The sequence below is a fragment of the Pseudomonas sp. 1L-C-7-B-C1 genome (assembly GCF_057291635.1).
In genome coordinates this window covers 127,353-149,668 of sequence record NZ_JBXAWH010000008.1, presented here as the reverse complement: position 1 = coordinate 149,668, position 22,316 = coordinate 127,353, and the positions used below count along the sequence as shown (strand labels likewise).

The 22,316-nt window shown below is 61.6% G+C and carries 22 protein-coding genes; 7 read left to right on the top strand and 15 right to left on the bottom strand.

All coding sequences use genetic code 11. The features are described 5' to 3' along the window. Positions 1–34: 34 nt before the first annotated feature. Positions 35–406: a hypothetical protein gene (locus tag AC0Z8Z_RS14320; RefSeq protein WP_485619527.1), complete on the bottom strand. Its 372-nt coding sequence runs from the start codon at positions 404–406 to the stop codon at positions 35–37. A 300-nt stretch (positions 407–706) separates the two neighbouring features. On the opposite strand from AC0Z8Z_RS14320, the gene leuS reads away from it, so the two are divergent. The 5 genes from leuS (at position 707) to AC0Z8Z_RS14295 (ending at position 6,761) form a co-directional block, all read left to right on the top strand. Next, positions 707–3,313, top strand: a complete 2,607-nt coding sequence (gene leuS / locus AC0Z8Z_RS14315; protein WP_485619526.1) for a leucine--tRNA ligase — start codon at positions 707–709, stop codon at positions 3,311–3,313. 85 nt (positions 3,314–3,398) lie between these two features. Continuing rightward, positions 3,399–4,004 carry an LPS assembly lipoprotein LptE gene (locus AC0Z8Z_RS14310; protein WP_122624008.1) on the top strand — a complete coding sequence of 202 codons (606 nt, stop codon included), beginning with the start codon at positions 3,399–3,401 and terminating at the stop codon, positions 4,002–4,004. A 41-nt stretch (positions 4,005–4,045) separates the two neighbouring features. Next, entirely contained in the window at positions 4,046–5,083 is a 1,038-nt protein-coding gene (gene holA / locus AC0Z8Z_RS14305) for a DNA polymerase III subunit delta (protein ID WP_485619525.1), read from the top strand. Positions 5,084–5,178: 95 nt separating this feature from the next. Continuing rightward, positions 5,179–5,337 carry an alternative ribosome rescue factor ArfA gene (gene arfA, locus AC0Z8Z_RS14300; protein ID WP_037017982.1) on the top strand — a complete coding sequence of 53 codons (159 nt, stop codon included), beginning with the start codon at positions 5,179–5,181 and terminating at the stop codon, positions 5,335–5,337. 86 nt (positions 5,338–5,423) lie between these two features. Further along, positions 5,424–6,761, top strand: coding sequence for a lytic murein transglycosylase (locus AC0Z8Z_RS14295; protein ID WP_485619524.1), 1,338 nt, complete (start codon positions 5,424–5,426; stop codon positions 6,759–6,761). Positions 6,762–6,843: 82 nt separating this feature from the next. Here AC0Z8Z_RS14295 and lipA read toward each other — a convergent pair whose 3' ends face one another. From lipA to AC0Z8Z_RS14235, 12 genes are all read right to left on the bottom strand, one after another. Further along, positions 6,844–7,905, bottom strand: coding sequence for a lipoyl synthase (gene lipA, locus AC0Z8Z_RS14290; RefSeq protein ID WP_485619523.1), 1,062 nt, complete (start codon positions 7,903–7,905; stop codon positions 6,844–6,846). Position 7,906: 1 nt separating this feature from the next. Further along, positions 7,907–8,554: a lipoyl(octanoyl) transferase LipB gene (gene lipB / locus AC0Z8Z_RS14285; protein WP_485619522.1), complete on the bottom strand. Its 648-nt coding sequence runs from the start codon at positions 8,552–8,554 to the stop codon at positions 7,907–7,909. Beyond that, positions 8,554–8,829, bottom strand: coding sequence for a DUF493 domain-containing protein (locus tag AC0Z8Z_RS14280; protein WP_122536890.1), 276 nt, complete (start codon positions 8,827–8,829; stop codon positions 8,554–8,556). The genes lipB and AC0Z8Z_RS14280 overlap by 1 nt, the downstream gene beginning before the upstream one ends. A gap of 98 nt (positions 8,830–8,927) precedes the next feature. After that, the gene (locus tag AC0Z8Z_RS14275) at positions 8,928–10,088 is read right to left on the bottom strand and encodes a D-alanyl-D-alanine carboxypeptidase family protein (RefSeq protein ID WP_122536889.1); all 1,161 of its coding nucleotides are present in this window, start codon (positions 10,086–10,088) and stop codon (positions 8,928–8,930) included. Positions 10,089–10,283: 195 nt separating this feature from the next. After that, positions 10,284–11,327 (bottom strand): septal ring lytic transglycosylase RlpA family protein, encoded by a 1,044-nt coding sequence (locus tag AC0Z8Z_RS14270; RefSeq protein WP_172609821.1) that lies wholly within the window; start codon positions 11,325–11,327, stop codon positions 10,284–10,286. Further along, complete coding sequence (mltB, locus tag AC0Z8Z_RS14265) at positions 11,327–12,337, bottom strand: lytic murein transglycosylase B (protein WP_122536887.1); 1,011 nt, start codon at positions 12,335–12,337, stop codon at positions 11,327–11,329. The genes AC0Z8Z_RS14270 and mltB overlap by 1 nt, the downstream gene beginning before the upstream one ends. Positions 12,338–12,354: 17 nt before the next feature. Continuing rightward, complete coding sequence (gene rodA, locus AC0Z8Z_RS14260) at positions 12,355–13,458, bottom strand: rod shape-determining protein RodA (RefSeq protein WP_163022102.1); 1,104 nt, start codon at positions 13,456–13,458, stop codon at positions 12,355–12,357. Between the two features lie 31 nt (positions 13,459–13,489). After that, entirely contained in the window at positions 13,490–15,388 is a 1,899-nt protein-coding gene (gene mrdA, locus AC0Z8Z_RS14255) for a penicillin-binding protein 2 (RefSeq protein ID WP_485619521.1), read from the bottom strand. A gap of 31 nt (positions 15,389–15,419) precedes the next feature. Then, complete coding sequence (gene rlmH / locus AC0Z8Z_RS14250) at positions 15,420–15,887, bottom strand: 23S rRNA (pseudouridine(1915)-N(3))-methyltransferase RlmH (RefSeq protein ID WP_485619520.1); 468 nt, start codon at positions 15,885–15,887, stop codon at positions 15,420–15,422. Positions 15,888–15,896: 9 nt separating this feature from the next. Beyond that, the gene (gene rsfS, locus AC0Z8Z_RS14245; protein WP_065988378.1) at positions 15,897–16,316 is read right to left on the bottom strand and encodes a ribosome silencing factor; all 420 of its coding nucleotides are present in this window, start codon (positions 16,314–16,316) and stop codon (positions 15,897–15,899) included. A gap of 66 nt (positions 16,317–16,382) precedes the next feature. Then, complete coding sequence (gene nadD / locus AC0Z8Z_RS14240; protein WP_172612982.1) at positions 16,383–17,027, bottom strand: nicotinate-nucleotide adenylyltransferase; 645 nt, start codon at positions 17,025–17,027, stop codon at positions 16,383–16,385. Positions 17,028–17,109: 82 nt separating this feature from the next. Further along, complete coding sequence (locus tag AC0Z8Z_RS14235; RefSeq protein ID WP_485619519.1) at positions 17,110–18,384, bottom strand: glutamate-5-semialdehyde dehydrogenase; 1,275 nt, start codon at positions 18,382–18,384, stop codon at positions 17,110–17,112. 550 nt (positions 18,385–18,934) lie between these two features. Between AC0Z8Z_RS14235 and AC0Z8Z_RS14230 the strand changes: the two genes are divergently transcribed. Together AC0Z8Z_RS14230 and AC0Z8Z_RS14225 are read left to right on the top strand one after the other, a co-directional pair. Beyond that, positions 18,935–19,618 carry a DNA-3-methyladenine glycosylase gene (locus AC0Z8Z_RS14230; protein WP_485619607.1) on the top strand — a complete coding sequence of 228 codons (684 nt, stop codon included), beginning with the start codon at positions 18,935–18,937 and terminating at the stop codon, positions 19,616–19,618. A gap of 4 nt (positions 19,619–19,622) precedes the next feature. Then, a complete protein-coding gene (locus AC0Z8Z_RS14225; RefSeq protein ID WP_485619518.1) occupies positions 19,623–20,939 on the top strand; it encodes a bifunctional DedA family/phosphatase PAP2 family protein in 1,317 nt (438 codons plus the stop codon). Between the two features lie 64 nt (positions 20,940–21,003). On the opposite strand, the gene AC0Z8Z_RS14220 is transcribed toward AC0Z8Z_RS14225, so the two are convergent. Beyond that, the gene (locus tag AC0Z8Z_RS14220) at positions 21,004–21,594 is read right to left on the bottom strand and encodes an LON peptidase substrate-binding domain-containing protein (RefSeq protein WP_122536881.1); all 591 of its coding nucleotides are present in this window, start codon (positions 21,592–21,594) and stop codon (positions 21,004–21,006) included. Positions 21,595–21,604: 10 nt separating this feature from the next. Then, positions 21,605–22,315: an LrgB family protein gene (locus AC0Z8Z_RS14215; RefSeq protein WP_485619605.1), complete on the bottom strand. Its 711-nt coding sequence runs from the start codon at positions 22,313–22,315 to the stop codon at positions 21,605–21,607. Position 22,316: the final 1 nt, after the last annotated feature.

Below are 22,316 nucleotides of genomic sequence, written 5' to 3'. Positions count from 1 at the left end.
ATGCTCGATTGGCCGGGGTCAGCCCCCGCAGAAGTTAACGCTTGAAATGTTTGGTGGAACTGTAGCGACTCAACTTTGCCGACACTTTGGCTCGGCGCTGATCCTTGAGCCAGATGACATTGGCGTGAGGATGGGGCGCTCGCATCGGCTCGGAAGGCTCCCGTGAGGTGCTGGAACGTGCCCTCGTGACGATCGGAAAATCTTCTTTGAAAACGACTTCGGTTCTGCCCAGATAAGCCTCGATCAACTGAAACTCGGCGTGACTCAAGCCACGCAACTCAAGCTCGGCGGGGGATTCGTTCCGAAGCCGCACCGCTGTTTTTGCCGTGTCCAGAGCCAGGCCCAGACGATCGATCAAACGGTCATACACATCAGGTTGCTCTACTTCATGCTGCAGCTCTGCCATCCGTTCACCTCACTGAAGATAAACACTTACCCCCGTCAGTGAGCTTAGCGCCACTGCAAAAACCGGCGCGATGCCGCGACCAACGGCGAATGCCGCAGATGCCGAGTCTTGAGCACGCAATCAGGGTTTCCCTCGGCTTGGTAGCCTCATGTATGCTACGGCGCTTCCTGTAAATCCACTTCCGCCCAACCGGGCAGGGATGCATCGCAATGCGGACGGCCTCGTCTGGCATGCGAAGGCTTCCTGATCCGGCCACGCCGAGAAGCGGTCAAGGGTCACTCATTTCAGCCAAAAGTAGCCATGCACGAACTCTACCAGCCCCGCGAAATCGAAGTCGCCGCCCAGACCTTCTGGGACGAGCAAAAGTCTTTTGAAGTCAGTGAACAGCCAGGCAAGGACACCTTTTACTGCCTGTCGATGTTCCCTTACCCCAGCGGCAAGCTACACATGGGTCACGTGCGCAACTACACCATCGGCGACGTGATCGCCCGCTATCAGCGCATGCAGGGCAAAAACGTGCTGCAGCCGATGGGCTGGGACGCATTCGGCATGCCGGCGGAAAACGCCGCGATGAAGAACAACGTCGCCCCTGCCAAGTGGACCTACGAAAACATCGCCTACATGAAGAACCAGCTCAAGAGCCTGGGTCTGGCGATCGACTGGTCCCGCGAAATCACCACCTGCAAACCCGATTACTACCGCTGGGAACAATGGCTGTTCACTCGCCTGTTCGAAAAAGGCGTGATCTACCGCAAGAACGGTACCGTGAACTGGGACCCGGTCGACCAGACCGTCCTGGCCAACGAGCAAGTCATCGACGGGCGCGGCTGGCGTTCGGGCGCGGTGATCGAAAAACGCGAAATCCCGATGTACTACTTCAAGATCACCGCCTACGCGGATGAGCTGCTGGAGAGCCTCGACGAGTTGCCGGGCTGGCCTGAACAGGTCAAGACCATGCAGCGCAACTGGATCGGCAAATCCCGTGGCATGGAAGTGCAGTTTCCGTACGACCAGGCGTCCATCGGCGAAGCCGGCACCCTGAAAGTCTTCACCACCCGTCCCGACACCCTGATGGGCGCGACGTACGTGGCCGTTGCCGCCGAGCACCCGCTGGCGACCCTGGCTGCGCAGAACAATCCCGAGCTGCAAGCGTTCATCAACGAATGCAAAAGCGGCAGCGTCGCCGAAGCCGACGTCGCCACCCAGGAAAAGAAAGGCCTGCCGACCTCGCTGTTCGTCGAACACCCGCTGACCGGCGAGAAACTGCCGGTGTGGGTCGCCAACTACGTGCTGATGCATTACGGCGACGGCGCGGTCATGGCTGTTCCTGCCCATGACGAACGTGATTTCGAATTCGCGACCAAGTACAGCCTGCCGATAAAAGCTGTTGTGCGCACCAGCGCGGGCGATGAAACCCCTGCGCCGTGGCAGGACGCATACGGCGAGCACGGTCAGTTGATCAACTCCGGTGAGTTCGACGGCCTGGATTTCGCCGGCGCATTCGACGCCATGGAAGCCGCGCTGCTCAAGAAAGAGCTCGGCAAGTCCCGCACCCAGTTCCGCCTGCGCGACTGGGGCATCAGCCGCCAGCGCTACTGGGGCTGCCCGATCCCGATCATTCACTGCGACACGTGCGGCGACGTGCCTGTCCCGGAAGATCAACTGCCGGTCAAGCTGCCTGAAGACGTAGTACCGGATGGCGCGGGCTCACCGCTGGCGCGCATGCCCGAGTTTTACGAATGCAGTTGCCCGACCTGCGGCGCACCGGCCAAGCGCGAAACCGACACCATGGACACCTTCGTCGAGTCCTCGTGGTATTTCGCCCGCTACGCTTCGCCTCATTACGAAGGCGGTATGGTCGATCCCAAGGCCGCGAATCACTGGCTGCCGGTTGATCAGTACATCGGCGGTATCGAACACGCGATCCTGCACCTGCTGTACGCGCGCTTCTTCCACAAGCTGATGCGCGACGAAGGCCTGGTCAGCTCCAACGAGCCGTTCAAGAACCTGTTGACCCAGGGCATGGTCGTGGCCGAGACGTTCTACCGTCTGGAAGCCAACGGCAGCAAAACCTGGTTCAACCCGGCAGACGTCGAGTTCGAACGCGACAGCAAAGCCAAAATCATCGGTGCCAAACTGATTGCCGACGGCCAGCCGGTTGAAATCGGCGGCATCGAAAAGATGGCCAAATCGAAGAACAACGGCGTCGACCCTCAGTCGATGATCGACCAGTACGGGGCAGACACCTGCCGCCTGTTCATGATGTTCGCCTCGCCGCCCGACATGAGCCTGGAATGGTCTGACTCTGGCGTGGAAGGCTCGCACCGCTTCCTCAAGCGCGTCTGGCGTCTGGCTCAGGCCCACGTGACGGCGGGCGCTGCAGGCGCACTCGACAAAACCGCTCTGAACGACGACCAGAAGGCCATCCGCCGCTCGATTCACCTGGCCATCAAGCAAGCCGGTCAGGACGTTGGGCAGCATCACAAATTCAACACCGCCATCGCTCAGGTGATGACGCTGATGAACGTCCTGGAAAAGGCGCCGCAGGTTTCGACTCAGGACCGCGCGCTGTTGCAGGAAGGTCTGGAGACCGTCGCGCTGTTGCTGGCGCCAATCACCCCGCACATCAGCCACGAGCTATGGGCTGCGCTGGGCCACTCCGACCCGATCATCGACGCCGGCTGGCCTGTGGTCGATGACTCGGCACTGGTGCAGGACACGTTGCAATTGGTGATTCAGGTCAATGGCAAGCTGCGTGGCCACATCGAGATGCCGGCCAGCGCCACCCGCGAAGAAGTCGAGGCTGCCGCACGGATCAACGAAAACGTCCTGCGCTTCATCGACGGCCTGACGATCCGCAAAGTGATCGTGGTGCCGGGCAAACTGGTTAACATCGTCGCCAGCTGACGCAATCGGGCGCCTGCCTGCAGGCGCCGCATCAATTTCAAGAACTCGGGATGCCGGGCTCTAACGGATTCAAGGGAGCAACAAGATGATCAAACGCAATCTGCTGGTAATGGGACTCGCGGTTCTGCTGAGCGCCTGCGGTTTCCAGCTGCGCGGCACCGGCACCAACGCCCTGTCGATCAAGGAACTGGACGTGAGCGCGCGCGATGCTTACGGCGACGTCGTCACCCAGCTGCGTCAGACCCTGACCAGCAGCGGCGTGCACGTCTACACCGGCGCGCAGTACAAGCTGTTCATTGCCCGTGAAGACGAGACCCAGCGCACAGCCAGCTACGCAGGTTCCGGCCGCTCCGCCGAATACGAGCTGACCAACGTGCTGAAGTACGAAATTCACGGCAGCAAAGACGTCCTGCTGCTTGATGACTCCGTGCAGTCGCAGAAAGTCTTCGTCCATGACGGCAACAACCTGATCGGCTCTGACCAGGAAGCCGCGCAGATCCGTAAGGAAATGCAAAGCGACCTCGTGCAAAAAGTGCTGGCCCGTCTGCAGCAACTGACACCTCAGCGCCTTGACGAGCTGCAAGCCAAAGCTGACGCCGCTGCCCGCGCCCAGGCTGATGCCGAAGCCGCTGCTCAGCGCATTCGCGACGAGACGCCACAACAGTCGCCAATCGAAATCCCGTCCAAGTGACGGCATCGGGGCCGGTTCGCCGGCCCCGATCTTTCTGACCCATGAAACTCGCCCCCGGCCAGCTTTCCAAACACCTGCAAGGCACCCTTGCGCCCGTCTACATCGTCAGCGGCGATGACCCGCTGCAATGTCAGGAGGCGTGCGACGCCATCCGTGCGGCTGCGCGTCAGCAAGGCTATGACGAGCGTCAGGTGTTCAGCGCCGATTCGAGCTTCGACTGGGGCACCCTGCTCCAGGCGGGCGCAAGCATGTCGCTGTTCGCCGAGCGCAGGCTGCTGGAGTTGCGCCTGCCGTCCGGCAAACCCGGCGACAAAGGTGCTGCCGCATTGCTGGAGTACTGCGGCCGTCCTGCCGAGGACACGCTGCTGCTGATCAGCCTGCCCAAGCTCGACGGCTCGGCGCAGAAAACCAAATGGGGCAAGGCCCTGGTTGAAGGGCCACAAACCCAGTTCGTGCAGATCTGGCCGGTGGACGCCAGCCAGTTGCCGCAATGGATTCGTCAGCGCCTGTCACAGGCCGGCCTCGCAGCAACGCCGGACGCCATCGAACTGATCGCCGCGCGGGTGGAGGGCAATCTGCTGGCGGCTGCGCAGGAGATTGAAAAGCTCAAGCTCATGGCCGACGAAGGCCAGATTACGGTCGAGACCGTGCAGGCTGCGGTGGCCGATAGCGCGCGCTTCGATGTCTTCGGGCTGACCGACGCGATCCTCAATGGCGAAGCGGCGCATGCGCTGCGAATGCTCGAAGGCCTGCGCGGCGAAGGTGTCGAACCTCCGGTGATTCTCTGGGCGCTTTCCCGCGAGCTTCGTGTGCTGGCCAATCTGGCGTTGCAGTTCAGTCAGGGCATCCCGCTGGACAAAGCCTTCAGCCAGGCGCGGCCGCCCATCTGGGACAAGCGCAAGCCGTTGATGAGCAAGGCCCTGCAACGCCACTCCGCGCGACGCTGGGGTCAGCTGTTGATGGACGCCCAACACATCGACGCGCAAATCAAAGGCCAGGCGCAAGGCTCGGTCTGGAGCAGCCTGAGTCGACTGACGCTGCTGATGGCAGGGCAACGGTTGGCATTGCCGGCGGAATAATCGGTAACGGTTCGATAGCTCAGGTTAATTGGACAGCGGCGCCGAACTCGCAGAATATCCCCGCTGCTCCATCCCACCACTTGAGCGAGAACGCCATGAGCAAAGCCAAAAAGCGGCCGAACAAGGCCAAATCCATCATCGCCCAGCCACTGTTCCGCAGCCGTCAGGAACAACCCGGCAAAGGCAAAGGCAGCTACCGCCGCGAAGCCTTCCAGTCTAAAAGCTGGGAGGCTTCTTCCGTTATGGCGGCTTGAAAACTTCAGGTTACTGACTGACGCCCCACCAACAGGGCCGGCATGTTAAGGTCTGTACCTTCCGGTTTAGCCCTGTGGACCCCAGAATGCCCCCAAGCTTTCCCCGTCGCTGGCACCTTCGCCAGTTGATCGCCGCCTCCAGCCTCTTTGCGCTGGTTGCCTGTGCCGAGCAGCCTACCGCTGCCGTTGCCACCCCGCTCCAGGCCGCACCCGCGGTGCAAGTTGTCAAAAGTCTGCCCGCGCCCTCCGGCGCTGTTGCGCAGCCTGACGACGGCAACTTTGAAATCCAGCCTGCAATGACTTTCAGTGAGTGGCAGAGCCAGTTCCGTACTCTGGCGCTGAACGCCGGTGTGCGCCCCGAGGTGTTCGATAACGCCTTTGCTGGCATCACGCCCGACATGAGCGTGGTCAAGGCCGATCGCAGTCAGCCGGAATTCAGTCGCCCGGTGTGGGAATACCTCGACGGCGCCATGTCTGCCGTGCGCGTGCGCAAGGGTCAGGCCCTGCTCAACCAATACGCCGACGCGCTGAGCGCCATCGAGCAGCGTTATGGCGTTGATCGGCAGGCACTGGTCGCCGTGTGGGGCATGGAGAGCAGCTTCGGCCAGTTCCAGGGCACCCAGTCGGTGATTCGCTCGCTGGCCACGCTGGCCTACGAGGGACGCCGACCACAGTTCGCCCAGGACCAGTTGATTGCCGCCCTGCAGATCATTCAGCACGGCGATATTGATGCGCCGAGCATGCTCGGCTCGTGGGCAGGCGCCATGGGCCAGACGCAGTTCATTCCGACGACCTACAACACCCACGCGGTGGACTTCGACGGCGACGGTCGCCGTGATATCTGGAACTCCCCCAGCGATGCGCTCGCTTCCACTGCCCATTACCTGCAAAGCTCCGGCTGGCAGAAAGGCCAGCCGTGGGGCTTCGAAGTGCAATTGGCTCAAGGTTTCGATTACGCACTGGCCGACGCTTCAACCCGTAAATCCATCAGTGAATGGCAACAGCTGGGGCTGAAGCTGCCGAACGGTTCTGCGCTGCCGGCCAACGTGCTGCAACAGCAAGCCGCCTTGCTGCTGCCCGCAGGCTACAAAGGTCCGGCCTTTCTGGTGATGGATAACTTCCGAGCCATCCTCAAGTACAACAACTCGTCGTCCTATGCGCTGGCGATCGGTTTGCTGTCCGAGCGCTTCAATGGTGGCGGTTATGTGCAGGGCAGCTGGCCGCGCGGCGATCGTCCGTTGAGCCGCTCCGAGCGCATTGAACTGCAGACGCTGCTCTCTGCCCGCCAGTACGACGCGGGCGCCCCGGACGGGATCATCGGCGCCAACACGCGTAAAGCGATTCGCAGTGCACAACAATCCTTTGGCTGGCCTGCAGACGGGTATCCGACCCAGGAATTGCTGCAGCAGTTGCGCCAGCCGTAACTGCGCAGAATCAAACGCAACACAAAAAAACGGGCCGGATATTTCTATCCGGCCCGTTTTTTTTGCATTTACGACGCTGTGATCAGCCTGCTGTGAGCAGCGACTTGACCAGCTTGGCTTGTTCGTCCGCGTGGTACGAGGAGCGGACCAGCGGGCCGGAGGCGACGTTCTTGAAGCCCATTTTGTAGCCTTCTTCGGCGAACCAGTCGAAGACGTCCGGGTGCACGAAGCGCTGCACCGGCAAATGGTTGCGCGACGGTTGCAGGTACTGGCCCAGGGTCAGCATGTCGATGTTGTGCTCGCGCATGCGCTGCATGACTTCGATGACTTCTTCGTCAGTCTCGCCCAGCCCCAGCATCAGCCCGGATTTGGTCGGCACGTGGGGGACCATTTCCTTGAAGCGCTTGAGCAAGGTCAGCGACCACTGGTAATCCGAACCCGGGCGCGCAGCCTTGTACAGGCGCGGCACGGTTTCCAGGTTGTGGTTGAAGACGTCTGGCGGCGTCGCGGCGGTGATTTCCAGCGCGATGTCCATGCGGCCACGGTAATCCGGGACCAGGGTCTCCAGCTGCACGTTCGGCGACAGCAGGCGGATCTCACGGATGCAGTCGGCGAAGTGCTGAGCACCGCCGTCGCGCAGGTCGTCACGGTCAACGGAGGTGATCACGACGTATTTGAGTTTCAGGTCAGCGATGGCGACGGCCAGGTTCGTCGGCTCATCGGTGTCCAGCGCTTTCGGACGTCCATGGCCGACGTCGCAGAATGGGCAGCGACGGGTGCAGATGTCACCCATGATCATGAAGGTCGCGGTGCCGCCAGAGAAGCACTCGCCCAGGTTCGGGCAAGATGCCTCTTCGCACACGCTGTGCAGCTTGTGCTTGCGCAGCAGCGCTTTGATACGGTCGACTTCCGGCGAGACCGGGATGCGCACGCGAATCCAGTCAGGCTTCTTCGGCAGATCGACCGTCGGGATGATCTTCACCGGGATGCGCGCGACTTTTTCCGCGCCGCGCAGCTTCACGCCCGCCTCCACTTTCTGACGGGCCACACGCTCAGGCGTGGCCACGCTCACTGTCGGGATCAGGGTCTGTACGGCATTCTCTGTATTCACGACAGTGTCAGCTGCCTCATACGCGGTAGTCATATCAATCCATTCCGCCCGTTAGGGTCGTCTGCTCAGCGTAGTCGAGGTGGTTGACGAGCTGCGCACGCAGCCGGGCACTAACCTCGGCAAATTCAATCGGACCTGCCTGTTCGCGCAGCTGGGTCATCGCCAGCCCCGCATACCCGCAGGGATTAATCCGTTTAAAAGGGTCCAGATCCATATCGACGTTCAACGCAAGGCCGTGAAACGAACAGCCATTGCGGATGCGCAGCCCCAGTGAGGCGATCTTGGCGCCATCGACGTACACACCCGGCGCGTCAGCCTTGGCAGCTGCGTCTACGCCGTAACTGGCCAGCAGGTCGATCAAGCTACGCTCAATCCGCGTGACCAGCTCGCGAACGCCAAAGCCCAGACGTCGCACGTCCAGCAGCAAGTAAGCAACCAGTTGGCCGGGGCCATGATAAGTCACTTGGCCGCCGCGATCGACCTGCACCACCGGGATATCCCCCGGCAGCAACAAATGCTCGGGCTTGCCGGACTGGCCCTGGGTGAACACTGGCGGATGCTGCACGAGCCAGACCTCATCGGCGGTTTCGCGGTCGCGACCATCGGTAAAGCGTTTCATGGCCCGCCAGGTGGGCTCGTAGTCGGTCAGCCCGAGTTCACGAAAGCCCAGAACCGCGCCCATCACAGCACCATGTGCACGAAGCCGGTGGCCCGCAATTCGCTGTTGATGTCGTAAAGCTGGTCTTGCCCGGTGGCAATGATATGCAGCTGAACGGTGGTGTACTTGCCGTTGCTGCTCTGGCGCTCGGCCAGGGTTTTCATGTCAACGGTCGCGTGTTTCTCAAGAATCTCAATGACTCTGTCTTTGAAGCCCACGCCCGTGTCGCCGATGATCTTGATCGGATAGTCGGCGCAGGGAAATTCGATTTTTGGCGCTTTTACTTCGGAATCTGTCATGGCAGTAACGGCCTCGTAAGCCGGAAAACGGACAGGCCCCCGGCGCGGTCAGCGACGGGGGCGTACGGAGCAACGGTCAGCTTTTGATCAATCGTTGATCAGTTGAACAGACCGTAGAAGAACAAGCGGATGCTATCCCACAGGCGGCGGAAGATGCCACCCTCCTCGACGGCGTCGAGGGCGATCAGGTTGGCGCTGTGCACGACCTTGTCGTCCAGCTTGACCTCAACCTTGCCGATAACGTCGCCTTTAGCGATCGGAGCAACCAGCTGTGGATTCATGGTCATGCTGGCGGCCAGCTTCTTCAGCTCGCCTTTTGGCATGGTCATGGTCAGGTCTTCTGCCAGACCGGCTTTGACTTGACGCTCGGTGCCTTTCCAGACCGGCGCTTGAGCCAGCTCGGTGCCTTTCTGATAGAAGGTCTGGGTTTCGAAGAAGCGGAAACCGTAGGTCAGCAGCTTCTGGGTCTCGGCAGCACGTGCTTGCTCGCTGTTGGTGCCGAACACCACAGCAATCAGACGCATGCCATCACGAACGGCCGAGGACACCATGCAGTAGCCGGCTTCTTCAGTGTGACCGGTTTTCAGACCATCGACGGTCTTGTCACGCCACAGCAGCAGGTTGCGGTTTGGCTGCTTGATGCCGTTCCAGAAGAACTCTTTCTGCGAGTAGATCGCGTAGTGAGCCGGGTCTTCGTGAATGATCGCACGGGCCAGCAGGGCCATGTCATGGGCGGTGGCGTAGTGATCAGGATTCGGCAGGCCGGTCGGGTTCATGAAGTGGCTGTTGACCATGCCCAGGTCGGCAGCGGTCTTGTTCATCAGGTCGGCGAAGGCGTCTTCGCTGCCGGCGATGTGCTCGGAAAGCGCAACGCTGGCGTCGTTACCCGACTGAATGATGATGCCGTGCAGCAGGTCGCTGACGGTGACCTGGCTGCCCACCTTGATGAACATCCGCGAGCCGCCGGTGCGCCAGGCGTTTTCGCTGACGGTCACAGGGTCGTTTTCGCCGATCTGGCCGCGACGGATTTCCAGCGTGGCGATGTAGGCGGTCATCAGCTTGGTCAGACTGGCCGGTGGCAGGCGCTGGTCGCCATTGTTTTCGACCAGAACGTTGCCGCTATTGGCGTCCATCAGCACATAAGCCTTGGCAGCCAGTTGCGGTGGCGATGGCGTCATCTGTTCTGCCGCAAACACGGCAGGCGCGGTGAATAGCGGGATAAGCAGGCAAAGGCGTTTTGCAAAGCTGGTGATGTTCATCCGTCTCTCGAAAATGCTAATGGGCAAACATGCCCTTGCGGGCAAAGCGGGTGCCGGGCTACCCCGGCAAACGGGCTCACATTCTACAGAACATGCCGTGAAAAGCTGCTGACAACGACAAACCCGGTCGGCACGTCGTCGGTCAGGCGGCGAAACTCGCCTCCGTTGCCGGGGCGGGCATCGCTGATAAAGGCACTACTGGTCCGACGTCACGACGCTTGGCGAGCCGAGATTGGCCGACCTTACGCTGTTTTGCAGTTGCTGGGCTTCACCCGGCGTGTCGACCGGTCCCATCCGCACGCGATAAAGCGTCTGTTGATTGCGTGCGATCGAACTCACGAACACCGGCGCTCGGACCATCCCGCTCAATTTCGATCTCAGGAGTTCCGCAGCGTCCGGGTTGGCGAAGGCTCCCACTTGGAGAAACAGCCCAGATGCTTGTCCTGAAGCGTTTTTTTTTGCGTCGATCGGTACGGGCGTGACCGGAGCGGCGTGCTGCTGCGGGGGCGGTGTCCATTGTTCGATCGTACCCGCTGACGCGGTAATCACCGGCGCCGCTGGCTGCCGAGGCGGTGGATTGCTGCTCGCCACTTGCGGCTGATCCAGCATCAGCGGCGCCGGTTTGCCGCGCTGAGCCCAGTATTGAGAAGGATCGATACCCTCGACTTTTACACGCGCCGTGCCGGTTTCGGCATAACCGAGTTTCTTCGCCGCCGCGTAGGACAAGTCGATGATGCGGTCGGAATAGAACGGGCCGCGATCGTTGACCCGCAGGATCACCGTGCGGTTGTTGTCCAGATTGGTCACGCGAACGTAGCTGGGCAGCGGCAGCGTCTTGTGCGCAGCGCTCATGCCGTACAGGTCATAGACCTCGCCGTTGGCGGTGTTCTGGCCGTGGAATTTGGTGCCATACCAGGACGCCGTTCCCGTCTGGGAATAGGTCTTGGAATCGCTGAGCGGGAAATAGGTCTTGCCCAGCACGGTGTACGGGTTGGCTTTGTACGGGCCGGTGTGCAGGGTCGGAATGGCGTCGGGGATACGCGAAACGTCAACGTCCCACCAGGGCGCGCCGTCTTTATGCGCCCTATTGATGTCCAGCCCCGGCTGCGCGCGGATCACGTTGCCCTGCTGCCGCTGCGTCGAGGTCGTCGGGCGGCTGGTGGAGCAACTGACGATCAGCAAAGTCAGCGCCGTGAAGGCCATCAGTTTCAATGGTTGTTGCATCGGCAGTGACCGCATTACTTGACGTCCCGGGCTTGAACAAGCATTTCAGACAGCTGATGCACGGCCATGGCGTACATCACGCTGCGGTTGTATCGCGTGATTGCGTAAAAATTCTTCAAACCCATCCAGTATTCAGGGCCTTTGTCCCCATCGAGGCGAAACGCCGTGACCGGCATGTCGTCGCGCAGCGCATCATGACTCGCCCAGCCCAGCGCTCGCAACTCCCCAACGTTTTTCACCGGATCAATGCCAGGGCTCAAGCCCTCGTCAACACGGTCACCACGCACGTCCGCGCGGCTCACAACCGGCTGGCCGGCCACCCAGCCGTGACGCTGGAAATAGCTGGCCACGCTGCCGATCGCATCATCCGGGTCGTTCCAGATGTTGATGTGGCCGTCGCCATCGAAATCCACGGCGTAGGCGCGAAAGCTGCTCGGCATGAACTGGGGCAGCCCCATGGCCCCGGCGTATGAGCCTTTGAGCGTCAGCGGGTCGACCTGCTGATCGCGGGACAGCAGCAAGAACTCACGCAGCTCCTTGCGGAAGAAATCAGCCCGCGGAGGATAGTCGAACGCCAGCGTCGATAACGCGTCCATCACCCGGTAATTACCGGTATTGCGGCCGAAAAACGTCTCTACCCCGATAATCGAAACGATCACCTGGGCCGGCACACCGTACTCTTGCTCGGCGCGCGCCAGGGCGGCCTCGTGCTGACGCCAGAAGTCGACGCCCCGGGCAACGCGCGCGTCGGTGAGGAACATCGGTCGATAATCCTTCCACGGTTTGACGCGCTCGGCGGGCCTTGAAATGGCATCAAGAATCGCCTGCTTGCGCTGCACATCGCGGAACACATCGATCAGTTGCTCGCCCGCAAAACCATAATCGCGGGTCATTTCGCTGACGAACTGGGCGACTTGAGGAGAGCCGTCATAGTCACCGGCAAGTGATTCCTGCACTGAGCCGAAGATGCCCATCAGACCGACCAGCGGCGCATATCGAGCAGCCCAGCCACGCACTACTTGCATTGAGTTCTTCACCTTAATCAAACCTGAGCGATCCATTTGCGATGCGTGTGGATCGACATCAAAACACCAAACGCTGACAGCAGCGTCACCAGCGAAGTTCCGCCGTAGCTAATGAAGGGCAACGGCACGCCTACGACCGGCAGCAGACCGCTGACCATACCGATATTGACGAAAACGTAAACAAAAAAGGTCATGGTCAGGCTGCCCGCGAGCAGCTTGCCGTAGAGCGTCTGCGCCTGGGCGGTGATCACCAGCCCGCGGCCGATCAGCAACAGGTAGATCAGCAGCAGCGCGCAAATCCCCACCAGCCCGAATTCTTCGCCGAGCACCGCAATGATGAAGTCGGTGTGGCTTTCAGGCAGGAAGTCCAGGTGCGACTGCGTGCCCATCAGCCAGCCTTTGCCGAACACGCCGCCCGAACCGATCGCCGCCTTGGACTGAATGATGTTCCAGCCGGTGCCAAGCGGATCGCTCTCCGGGTCGAGGAAGGTCAGGATTCGCTGCTTCTGGTAGTCGTGCATGAAGAAGAACCACATGCCGACCGCCACCGGGACCGCTGCCGCCACCACGCTGATGATCCAGCGCCAGCGCAGGCCGGCCATGAACAGTACGAAGGTGCCGGACGCCAGAATCAGCAGCGAGGTGCCGAGGTCCGGCTGACGCACGATCAGAATGAACGGCAGACCAATCAGCCCGAGGCTCACCGCCACATGCTTGAGGTGCGGCGGCAGCGTGCGCTTGGACAGGTACCAGGCGATGGTCGCCGGCATGATGATCTTCATGAATTCCGAGGGCTGAAAGCGGATGACCCCGGGAATGTTGATCCAGCGCGTGGCGCCCATGGCGTTGTGGCCCATGACGTCCACCGCCACCAGCAGCAAAACGCCGATCACGTAGGCGGCGGGCACCCAGCGGGCCATGAATCGGGGTTCAAGCTGGGCGATGACGAACATCGACACCAGGCCGATGCCGAAGGAGGTGGCTTGTTTGATCAGCAGGTCCCAGCTCTTGCCGCTGGCTGAATACAGCACGAACAGACTGCCCGCTGCCAGCGTCAGCAGCAGGATCAGCAGTGGGCCGTCGACGTGAATTTTCTGCAGGAACGTGGCGCGACGGCGCATCACATCTTCGCTGGACAGGATGCGGTCGAAATTACTCTTCACGGGCCGCGGTCTCCGGAGGCTGTGCATTGCTGGCGTATTCGGGTTTCAGATGGCCCTGGGGATCGAGCAGCCAGGCGTCCATGACCTGCCGCACCACCGGCGCGGCAACACCCGACCCGGACTCGCCGTTTTCGATCATCACCGCGACGACGATCTTCGGGCTGTCGGCCGGCGCGAAGCCGACGAACAAGGCGTGGTCGCGGTGGCGCTCCTGGACTTTCGAGCGGTCGTATTTCTCGCCCTGCCGAATGGCGACCACCTGGGCTGTACCGCTCTTGCCGGCGATGCGGTACTGCGCACCAATTGCGGCCTTGCGCGCGGTGCCGCGGGCGCCGTGCATGACTTGCTGCATGCCGTGGTTGACCTTGGCCCAGTCAGAGGGGTCGCGCAGGACAATGTCCGGCATCGGGTTTTCATCCACCGGCTTCTGGCCTTCGACGGTCTTGGCCAGGTGCGGACGGTTCCATTTGCCTTTGTTCGCCACCAGGGCGGTGGCCTGGGCCAACTGCAGCGGGGTGGCCTGCATGTAGCCCTGACCGATCCCCAGAATCAGTGTTTCGCCCGGGAACCACGCCTGCCGCCGGGTGACGCGCTTCCAGTCACGGGACGGCATCAGACCGGGGGATTCTTCGAACATGTCCAGCGAGACCTTCTGGCCGATGCCGAACTTGTTCAAGTACGCCGACAGCCGATCGATCCCGACCTTGTGGGCCAGATCGTAAAAGTAGGTGTCGTTGGAGCGCATGATGGCGGTGTCCAGATCCACCCAGCCGTCGCCGGTGCGGTTCCAGTTACGGTACTTGTGATCGTAGTTCGGCAGCATGTAATAGCCGGGGTCGAACACCCGAGTACTCGCCGTAATCACGCCAGTGTCGAGACCGGCAATCGCCACGGCGGGCTTGATGGTCGAACCCGGTGGATACAAGCCCCGCAGGATGCGGTTGAACAGCGGGCGGTCCACCGAATCGCGCAGCTCGGAGTAGGCCTTGAAGCTGATGCCGGTGACGAACAGGTTCGGATCGAAGCTCGGCTGGCTGACCATCGCCAGCACCTCGCCGGTGCTTGGGTCCAGCGCCACCACCGCACCGCGACGCCCGGCCAGCGCGGCTTCGGCGGCTTCCTGCAGCTGGATGTCGAGGCTCAGGACGATGTCCTTGCCGGGCACCGGATCGGTCCGTTTGAGCACGCGCAGTACACGGCCGCGGGCGTTGGTTTCGACTTCTTCGTAACCAACCTGACCGTGCAGCTCGGGCTCGTAGAAACGCTCGATCCCGGTTTTGCCCATGTGATGGGTGCCGCTGTAATTCACCGGATCGAGGCTTTTCAGCTCTTTCTCGTTGATCCGGCCCATGTAACCCACCGAGTGCGCGAAGTGCTCACCCTGGGGATAGTGGCGAACCAACTGCGCCACCACTTCAACGCCCGGCAGGCGGAACTGGTTAACGGCGATGCGGGCAATTTGCTCTTCGGTCAGCTCGAACAGGATGGGCACCGGCTCGAACGGCCGACGGCCCTGCTTCATGCGCTTTTCGAAGATAATCCGGTCGTCAGGCGTCAACTCGAGCACCTGGACAATGGTGTCCAGCACTTGCGTCCATTCGCCGGAACGTTCGCGGGTCATGCTCAGGCTGAAGCTTGGCCGGTTGTCAGCGATGACCACGCCGTTGCGGTCGTAAATCAATCCGCGACTCGGCGGGATCGGCTGCACGTGAACGCGATTGTTCTCGGACAGCGTCGAGTGGTACTCGTACTGGATGACCTGCAGGAAATACAGCCGCGCGATCAGCACGCAGATCAGTACAACCACCGCGACTGCACCGACCACGACTCGGCTGCGCACCAGGCGTGCGTCCTTTTCGTGGTCTTTCAGGCGAATCGGCTGAGACATTTAGGGCAGGTTCACAGTGAAGGCAGCGGCGCTACTTGTGATAAGGGTGACCGGACAGCACGGTCCAGGCACGATAAATCTGCTCACCGATGAGGATGCGCACCAACGGGTGCGGCAACGTCAGCGGCGACAACGACCAACGCTGCTCGGCCCGGGCACAGACTTCCGGCGCCAGCCCTTCCGGACCGCCGACCATCAGGTTGACCGTGCGCGAATCCAGACGCCAGCGATCAAGCTCGCCCGCCAGTTGCTCGGTGCTCCATGGCTTGCCATGCACTTCAAGCGTGACGATCCGCTCCCCCGGCTGCACTTTCGCCAGCATGGCCTCGCCTTCCTGACGGATGAGGCGTGCCACGTCGGCGTTCTTGCCACGGGTTTTGAGCGGAATTTCCACCAGCTCCAGCGCCAGTTCGGATGGCAGACGCTTGGCATATTCATGCCAACCCTCTTCCACCCACTTGGGCATGCGGGAACCAACGGCGATCAGACGCAGACGCACGACGAAGCCTTAGGCCTGGTCTTTGTTCAGCTTGTCAAAATGCTCGTGAGCGTTTTCCGGGCTGTGGTGTGCAGCGCTGGCCGAACGGCTCTGCTCGGCACCGGCCCACAGACGCTCGAGGTCGTAAAACTGGCGAGCGGAGGCGGTCATCATGTGGACGATGGCGATGTCCAGGTCGAGCAGCACCCAGTCGCTGTCGCCCTTGCCTTCTTCGCCCAGCGGCTTGAGGCCCTGTTTTTTGACTTCTTCGCGGACCTTGTCGAGCATCGCGTTGATCTGGCGATTGGAAGTACCGGTCGCGATGACCATGTAGTCGGTGATGCTTTGTTTGTCACGAACGTCCAGCACCTGAATATCCTGGGCTTTGACGTCTTCCAGGGCAGCCCTGATGACTTCGATGATTGGGTTTACAGCGCGTTTGTCAGTCATAAAAAACTCTTTCAACTCGTATGTTTGGGCGTTTCTTCGCGCACTTGGCTGCGTAGCAACACACCTTCAGTTCGACGCACGGTACAGCCCGTGCGTATCGATATAGGCCAGTACCGCGTCTGGCACCAGAAAACGTACCGACTTACCGCTGGCCAGCAGTTGACGGATCTGGGTGGCAGACACCGAAAGCGGCGTCTGCCAGACGAACGTAATCTTTCCGCCGGGCCCTTTGAGGGCCTTCGGATCACTGACGGCACGTCCCGCGAGCAGATTGCGCATCGCATCCGGGGACTCGCTGTCGGCGTCCGGGCGTTGCAGCACCACGATATGGCAGTGCTCCAGCAACTCTTCCCACCGATGCCAGGAAGGCAGCCCGCAAAAGGCGTCCCAACCCAGCAATAAAAATAGCTGGTCATCGGCGGCCAGTTCCGCGCGCATCGATTCCAGCGTGTCGATCGTATACGACGGCTTGTCGCGCAACAGCTCGCGATCATCCACCGTCAATGGCGGCACGCCGGCGACCGCGCACTGGACCATCGCCAGACGGTCCTGCGCCGAAACGCTCGGCGTGTCGCGATGAGGCGGTCGGGCGCTGGGCGTCAGACGCAACTCATCGAGTTTCAGCTGCTCGGCGACTTCCAGTGCGCCACGCAAATGGCCAATGTGCACCGGGTCGAACGTGCCGCCGAGTATGCCAATGCGCCTGGCCACCCGCGCAGTGCTCAACGGAACTGCGACTGGATCGGCCACTGCCTGCGCGCCGCTGCCTGAAGGCTGACCGATGTCGGCCAAGTCAGACCGGCCCCTGCCCGCGTAACTGTGTGCCATCGCCGACGACGATGTATTTCTCGCAGGTCAGGCCTTCAAGCCCCACGGGACCACGCGCGTGAATCTTGTCGGTGGAAATGCCGATTTCCGCACCCAGGCCGTATTCGAAACCGTCGGCAAAGCTGGTGGGCGCGTTGACCATCACCGAACTCGAGTCGACTTCAGCCATGAAGCGGCGAGTCTGGGCTTGCGAGTCGGAGATGATGGCGTCGCTGTGATGCGAGCCGTAGTGATTGATGTGTTCGATGGCCTGATCCAGACCGGTCACGATGCGGATCGAGAGGATCGGCGCAAGGTACTCGGTGTGCCAGTCTTCTTCGGTGGCCGGCAAGACGTCGATCAATTCGCGGGTGCGCTCGCAACCGCGCAGTTCGACGCCTTTCTCGCGAAACTGGGCCGCCATGGGCAGCAGGAAGTCTGCTGCGATGGTTTGATCGACCAGCAGGGTTTCCATCGCGCCACAGATGCCATACCGGTAGGTCTTGGCGTTGAAGCTGATGCGTTGGGCCGCGGCCAGGTCAGCGTGGGCGCTGACGTAGACGTGGCAGATGCCGTCCAGGTGTTTGATGACCGGGACTTTGGCGTCACGGCTGACGCGTTCGATCAGGCCTTTGCCGCCACGGGGAACGATGACGTCCACGTACTCGGGCATGGTGATCAGCGCACCCACGGCGGCGCGGTCAATGGTTTCGACGACTTGTACGACGGCGGCAGGCAAGCCGGCTTCGTCGAGGCCGCGCTGGATGCAGGCGGCGATGGCGCGGTTCGAATTGATGGCTTCGGAGCCGCCACGGAGGATGGTGGCGTTACCGGATTTGAGGCAGAGGCTGGCGGCGTCGATGGTCACGTTGGGGCGTGATTCGTAGATGATGCCGACGACGCCGAGGGGCACGCGCATTTTGCCGACCTGGATGCCGGACGGCTGGAAGTTCATGTCGCGCAGGGTGCCGATGGGGTCTGGCAGGCTGGCGACCTGTCGCAGGCCGGCGATCATGCTGTCGATGCGGGCCGGGGTCAGGGTGAGGCGTTCGAGCAAAGCGGGTTCGAGTCCATTGGCGCGGCCGGCAGCGAGGTCTTGTTCGTTGGCAACGGTCAGCTCGGCACGGGATGCGTCCAGCGCGGCAGCGGTGGCTGCGAGGGCGCGGTTCTTCTGTGCGGTGCTGGCACGGCCGATCACGCGGGAGGCTTCGCGGGCGGCGCGACCCAGGCGGGTCATGTAGTCAAGAACGGACTCAGTCATGGTCTCGGGGGTCTTGGCAAATGGGAAAGCGGCGGATTATAGCTGTCGGCCGTGCTGAACGACAGCGGCGACGGGCGGATGGTCGGAATAAGGAGGTTTTGTTGTTCTCAAGGCGGAGCGGCGGTACTGCAATCGGGGGGTATATCCATTATCTCCAGCGGCACGAATTATGGTTCCGCCCTTACGGCGGGTCACTTTTGGCAAGAGCGCCCCAAAAGTAACCAAAAACGCTTTGCTCCTGGTTTGGCCCTTCCTTCGTCAGGGTTCCTTCACTCCGGTCTCGCTCCGTGGGCCCGCGCCGAACGGACATCCATGTCCTGACGGCGCTCTCGCCGCATCCATGCGGCTCGGCCCACTCCGCGAAACCTGCGTTCAGCCTGCACCCAAGTCGCGATTGGCGGCGTCTGGAAATTTTGCGTACGAAGATCAAGATCAAAAGCGCGTTTAGGCAGATCAAGAGCTTCCCGGCTTCGCGCCCACCCTCAGCCATTCAGCTCCAATTAAGGCCGATGTTGATATGATCGCGGTCCATTCTCTGACTGCCTTTTTTATGCCTGACCAATCACCACGCGCTCTGCCGGACAGTTTTTTTAATCGCGATGCACAAACACTCGCCCGGGATTTGCTCGGCAAGGTGATCCGTCACAAGGTCGGCGATTTGTGGTTGGCGGCGCGGATTATTGAGACGGAGGCGTATTACGTGGCTGAAAAGGGCAGTCATTCGTCCCTCGGCTATACGGAAAAACGTAAGGCTTTGTTTCTGGAAGGCGGGCACATTTATATGTATTACGCCCGCGGCGGTGATTCGCTGAACTTCAGTGCGGAGGGCCCGGGCAACGCCGTGTTGATCAAATCGGCCTATCCGTGGGTCGATGCGGTGTCCGATGAGAACGCCCTCGCACGCATGCTGCTCAACAATCCCGACGCCAGCGGAAACGTGCGCACGCCCGAGCGGCTGTGCGCCGGGCAGACGTTGCTGTGCAAAGCGCTGGGCCTGAAAGTGCCGATGTGGGATGCCAAGCGTTTTGATGAAGAACAGCTTTTTGTCGAGGACGTGGGTCAGCGGCCTCCGCGGATTATTCAAACGACGCGTCTCGGCATTCCCGCCGGACGCGACGAGCACCTGATGTATCGGTTCGTTGACGCCGCCTATGCCCGTTTCTGCACACGGAACCCGGTCAGACGCGGGCAAGTCGAAGGACGCGACTATATTTTCATCGAGCAAGGAAACTGAACCCATGGGCGCGTGGCTCGATAGCATCACCTCTTGGCTAAGCGCCAATCCCTCCTGGCTCGGTGCGGCGATCTTCATCGTCGCATTCATTGAATGCCTGGCCATCGCCGGCATCGTCGTCCCCGGCACCGTTGTGCTGTTCGCGATCGCTGCCCTGGCCGGCAGCGGCATACTCCCGCTGAGTGAGGCGCTGCTGCTGGGGTTCCTCGGCGGGATACTGGGCGACCTGGTCTCGTACTTTCTGGGTCGACGGTTTCATCAGAGGATTCGTCAACTGCCGGGCCTGCGTAATCACCCGGAATGGATCGGCGGCGCCGAGACCTATTTCCAGCGCTACGGCATCGCCAGCCTGTTGGTCGGCCGATTTATCGGACCGCTGCGCCCGATGCTGCCGATGGTGGCCGGGATGTGCGACATGCCGTTCGTGCGCTTTGCCGGCGTCAGCCTGATCGCCGCCGCCGGTTGGTCCGTGGCCTACATTCTGCCGGGTTGGGCGACCGGTGCTGCCATCCGTCTGCCGCTGCCGGAAAACTTCTGGCCCCAGGCTGCCGTAGTGGGCGGCGGGCTGGCGATCCTGCTGGGCATCAGCGTGCAGAGCAGCCTGCGGCAAAAGTCTTACGCGACCAAAGTTATCGCCCTGACGTGCTTCGTGCTGCTGGCAAGTGTGTTTCTGGGTTGGCCGTATCTGGCCGATTTCGATCAGGGCATCATGACCGTGGTCCAGGCCAGCCGAAGCGCTGCAGCGGAAAACTTCGTGGTCATGGTGACGGGCCTGGGGGATTTTCGGACTCAGTTCTGCGCGGCCGCCCTGCTGACCATCCTGCTGGTGGCCACGCGGCAATGGCGCCATGCGATCTTCGTGGTCGGGACAGCCCTTGGCGCTGCATTGATCAACCAGAGCATGAAATACACCTTCGCCCGCGCAAGGCCTGAGGTGCTGGCCGAGCCGCTGGCGACCTATAGCATGCCGAGCGGACACGCATCGGCCTCGTTTGCGCTGTTCATGACCCTGGCGGTGCTCGCGGGTCGGGGTCAACCAGTACGGCTGCGGCTGACGTGGCTGCTGCTGGGCGGGATTCCGGCGCTGGCGATCGCCATGTCACGGGTCTATCTGGGCGTGCATTGGCCAACGGATGTCACGGCGGGGATGCTGTTGGCGTTTTTCACCTGTGCGGCGAGCCTTGCTTTCGTGCAGAACAAAAAGCCGCTGGAGGCCCTGCCGATCAAGGTGTGGTGGCTGGTGCTGCCGGCGATGGTGGCGCTGTTCGGCGGGTTCGGGCTGCACTCGTTCCCGCACGGTTTGATCCGCTATCAGTACTGAAACAGCTTAGGCGCGACCCGACGGGTTAACGATCCGGGCCGCGCCAACGCGAGCAAAAACGCAGTCAGGCCTGCATGTCGCCCTGCATCTCGTCGAGCAGGTCCTGAATCGCGTCGAGCCGTTGTTCAGCGTCTTCGATCTCCAGCAACTCGATCTTGTCTTCCTCAGTGAAAGGCAACAGGTAGGCCAGTTGATTGGCCAGCGAATGCTGACCGCTGGCGGTGAGCCCCATGTTCAGCGCGGCCACCATCGGGTGCTCGGCCAACGCGGCGAGTAACGCGACCAGGTCGTCGTCCTCCTCCTGCAGCGGCTGTTCCTGAGGATCGTCGAGCCACTCGACATCGCCGACCAGCAGGTTATCGCGCTGGGTGCTGAAGTCCTTCACCCGAAAACGTCGGGCACCCACCACGCGAATGCCGAGCAGGCCGTTGTCCTGCTTCTGGAAATCGGTGACCCGCGCTTCGCAGCCGATCATCGAAAAACCGTCCGGCACGTCGCCCGTCTCACTGCCTTCAGTGATGCAGACCACGCCAAAACCTTCGCCCTGCTTCATGCAGCGGCCAATCATGTCCAGGTAGCGCGCCTCGAAAATCTGCAGATCAAGCACGCAGCCCGGGAACAGCACGGCGTTCAGTGGAAACAGCGGCAACGACATAAACCCATCCTCAAGCAACCAGAGACACCGCCAACGGCAGGAACAAGGCCGTGGCGACACCCATCAAACTCATCGCCAGCGCCGCGAAGGCGCCGCATTCCTCACTTTCCTGCAGGGCCGCCGACGTACCCACCGCGTGGGCCGTCAGCCCCAGGGCCATGCCCCTGGCTTCCGGGCTATTAACCCCCGCCAGAGTCAGCAGACCGGGGCCGAATATGCCGCCGATCACCCCGGTTATCAACACAAACACTGCGGCCAGCGCCGCCACACCACCAATCTGCTCGGCCACCAGCATGGCGATCGGCGACGTCACGGACTTGGGCGCCATGGTCATCAGGATCATGTGATCGGCGCCGAGCACCCAACCCAGCCCGACGCACAGCCCGGTCGCCAGCACGCCACCCACCACCAGCGTAGTCAATACCGGCCAGAACAGCTGTCGGATACGCCGCAGATTCAGATAAAGCGGCACGGCCAGCGCGACCGTCGCCGGACCCAACAGAATGCTGAGGATCTCGGTGCTTTTGCGGTAATCCACGTAGGACAGCCCGCAGCCCACCAGCACGCCAATGACCACGAGCATCGAGATGAGCACCGGTTGCAAAAACACCCAGCGGGTTTTCTCGTAGCCGGCCAGCACCAGTTGATAGGCGCCCAATGTAATGGCGATGCCGAACAAGGGATGATGAATCACTGACAGCCAGGCGCCATGCCAGTCCAGA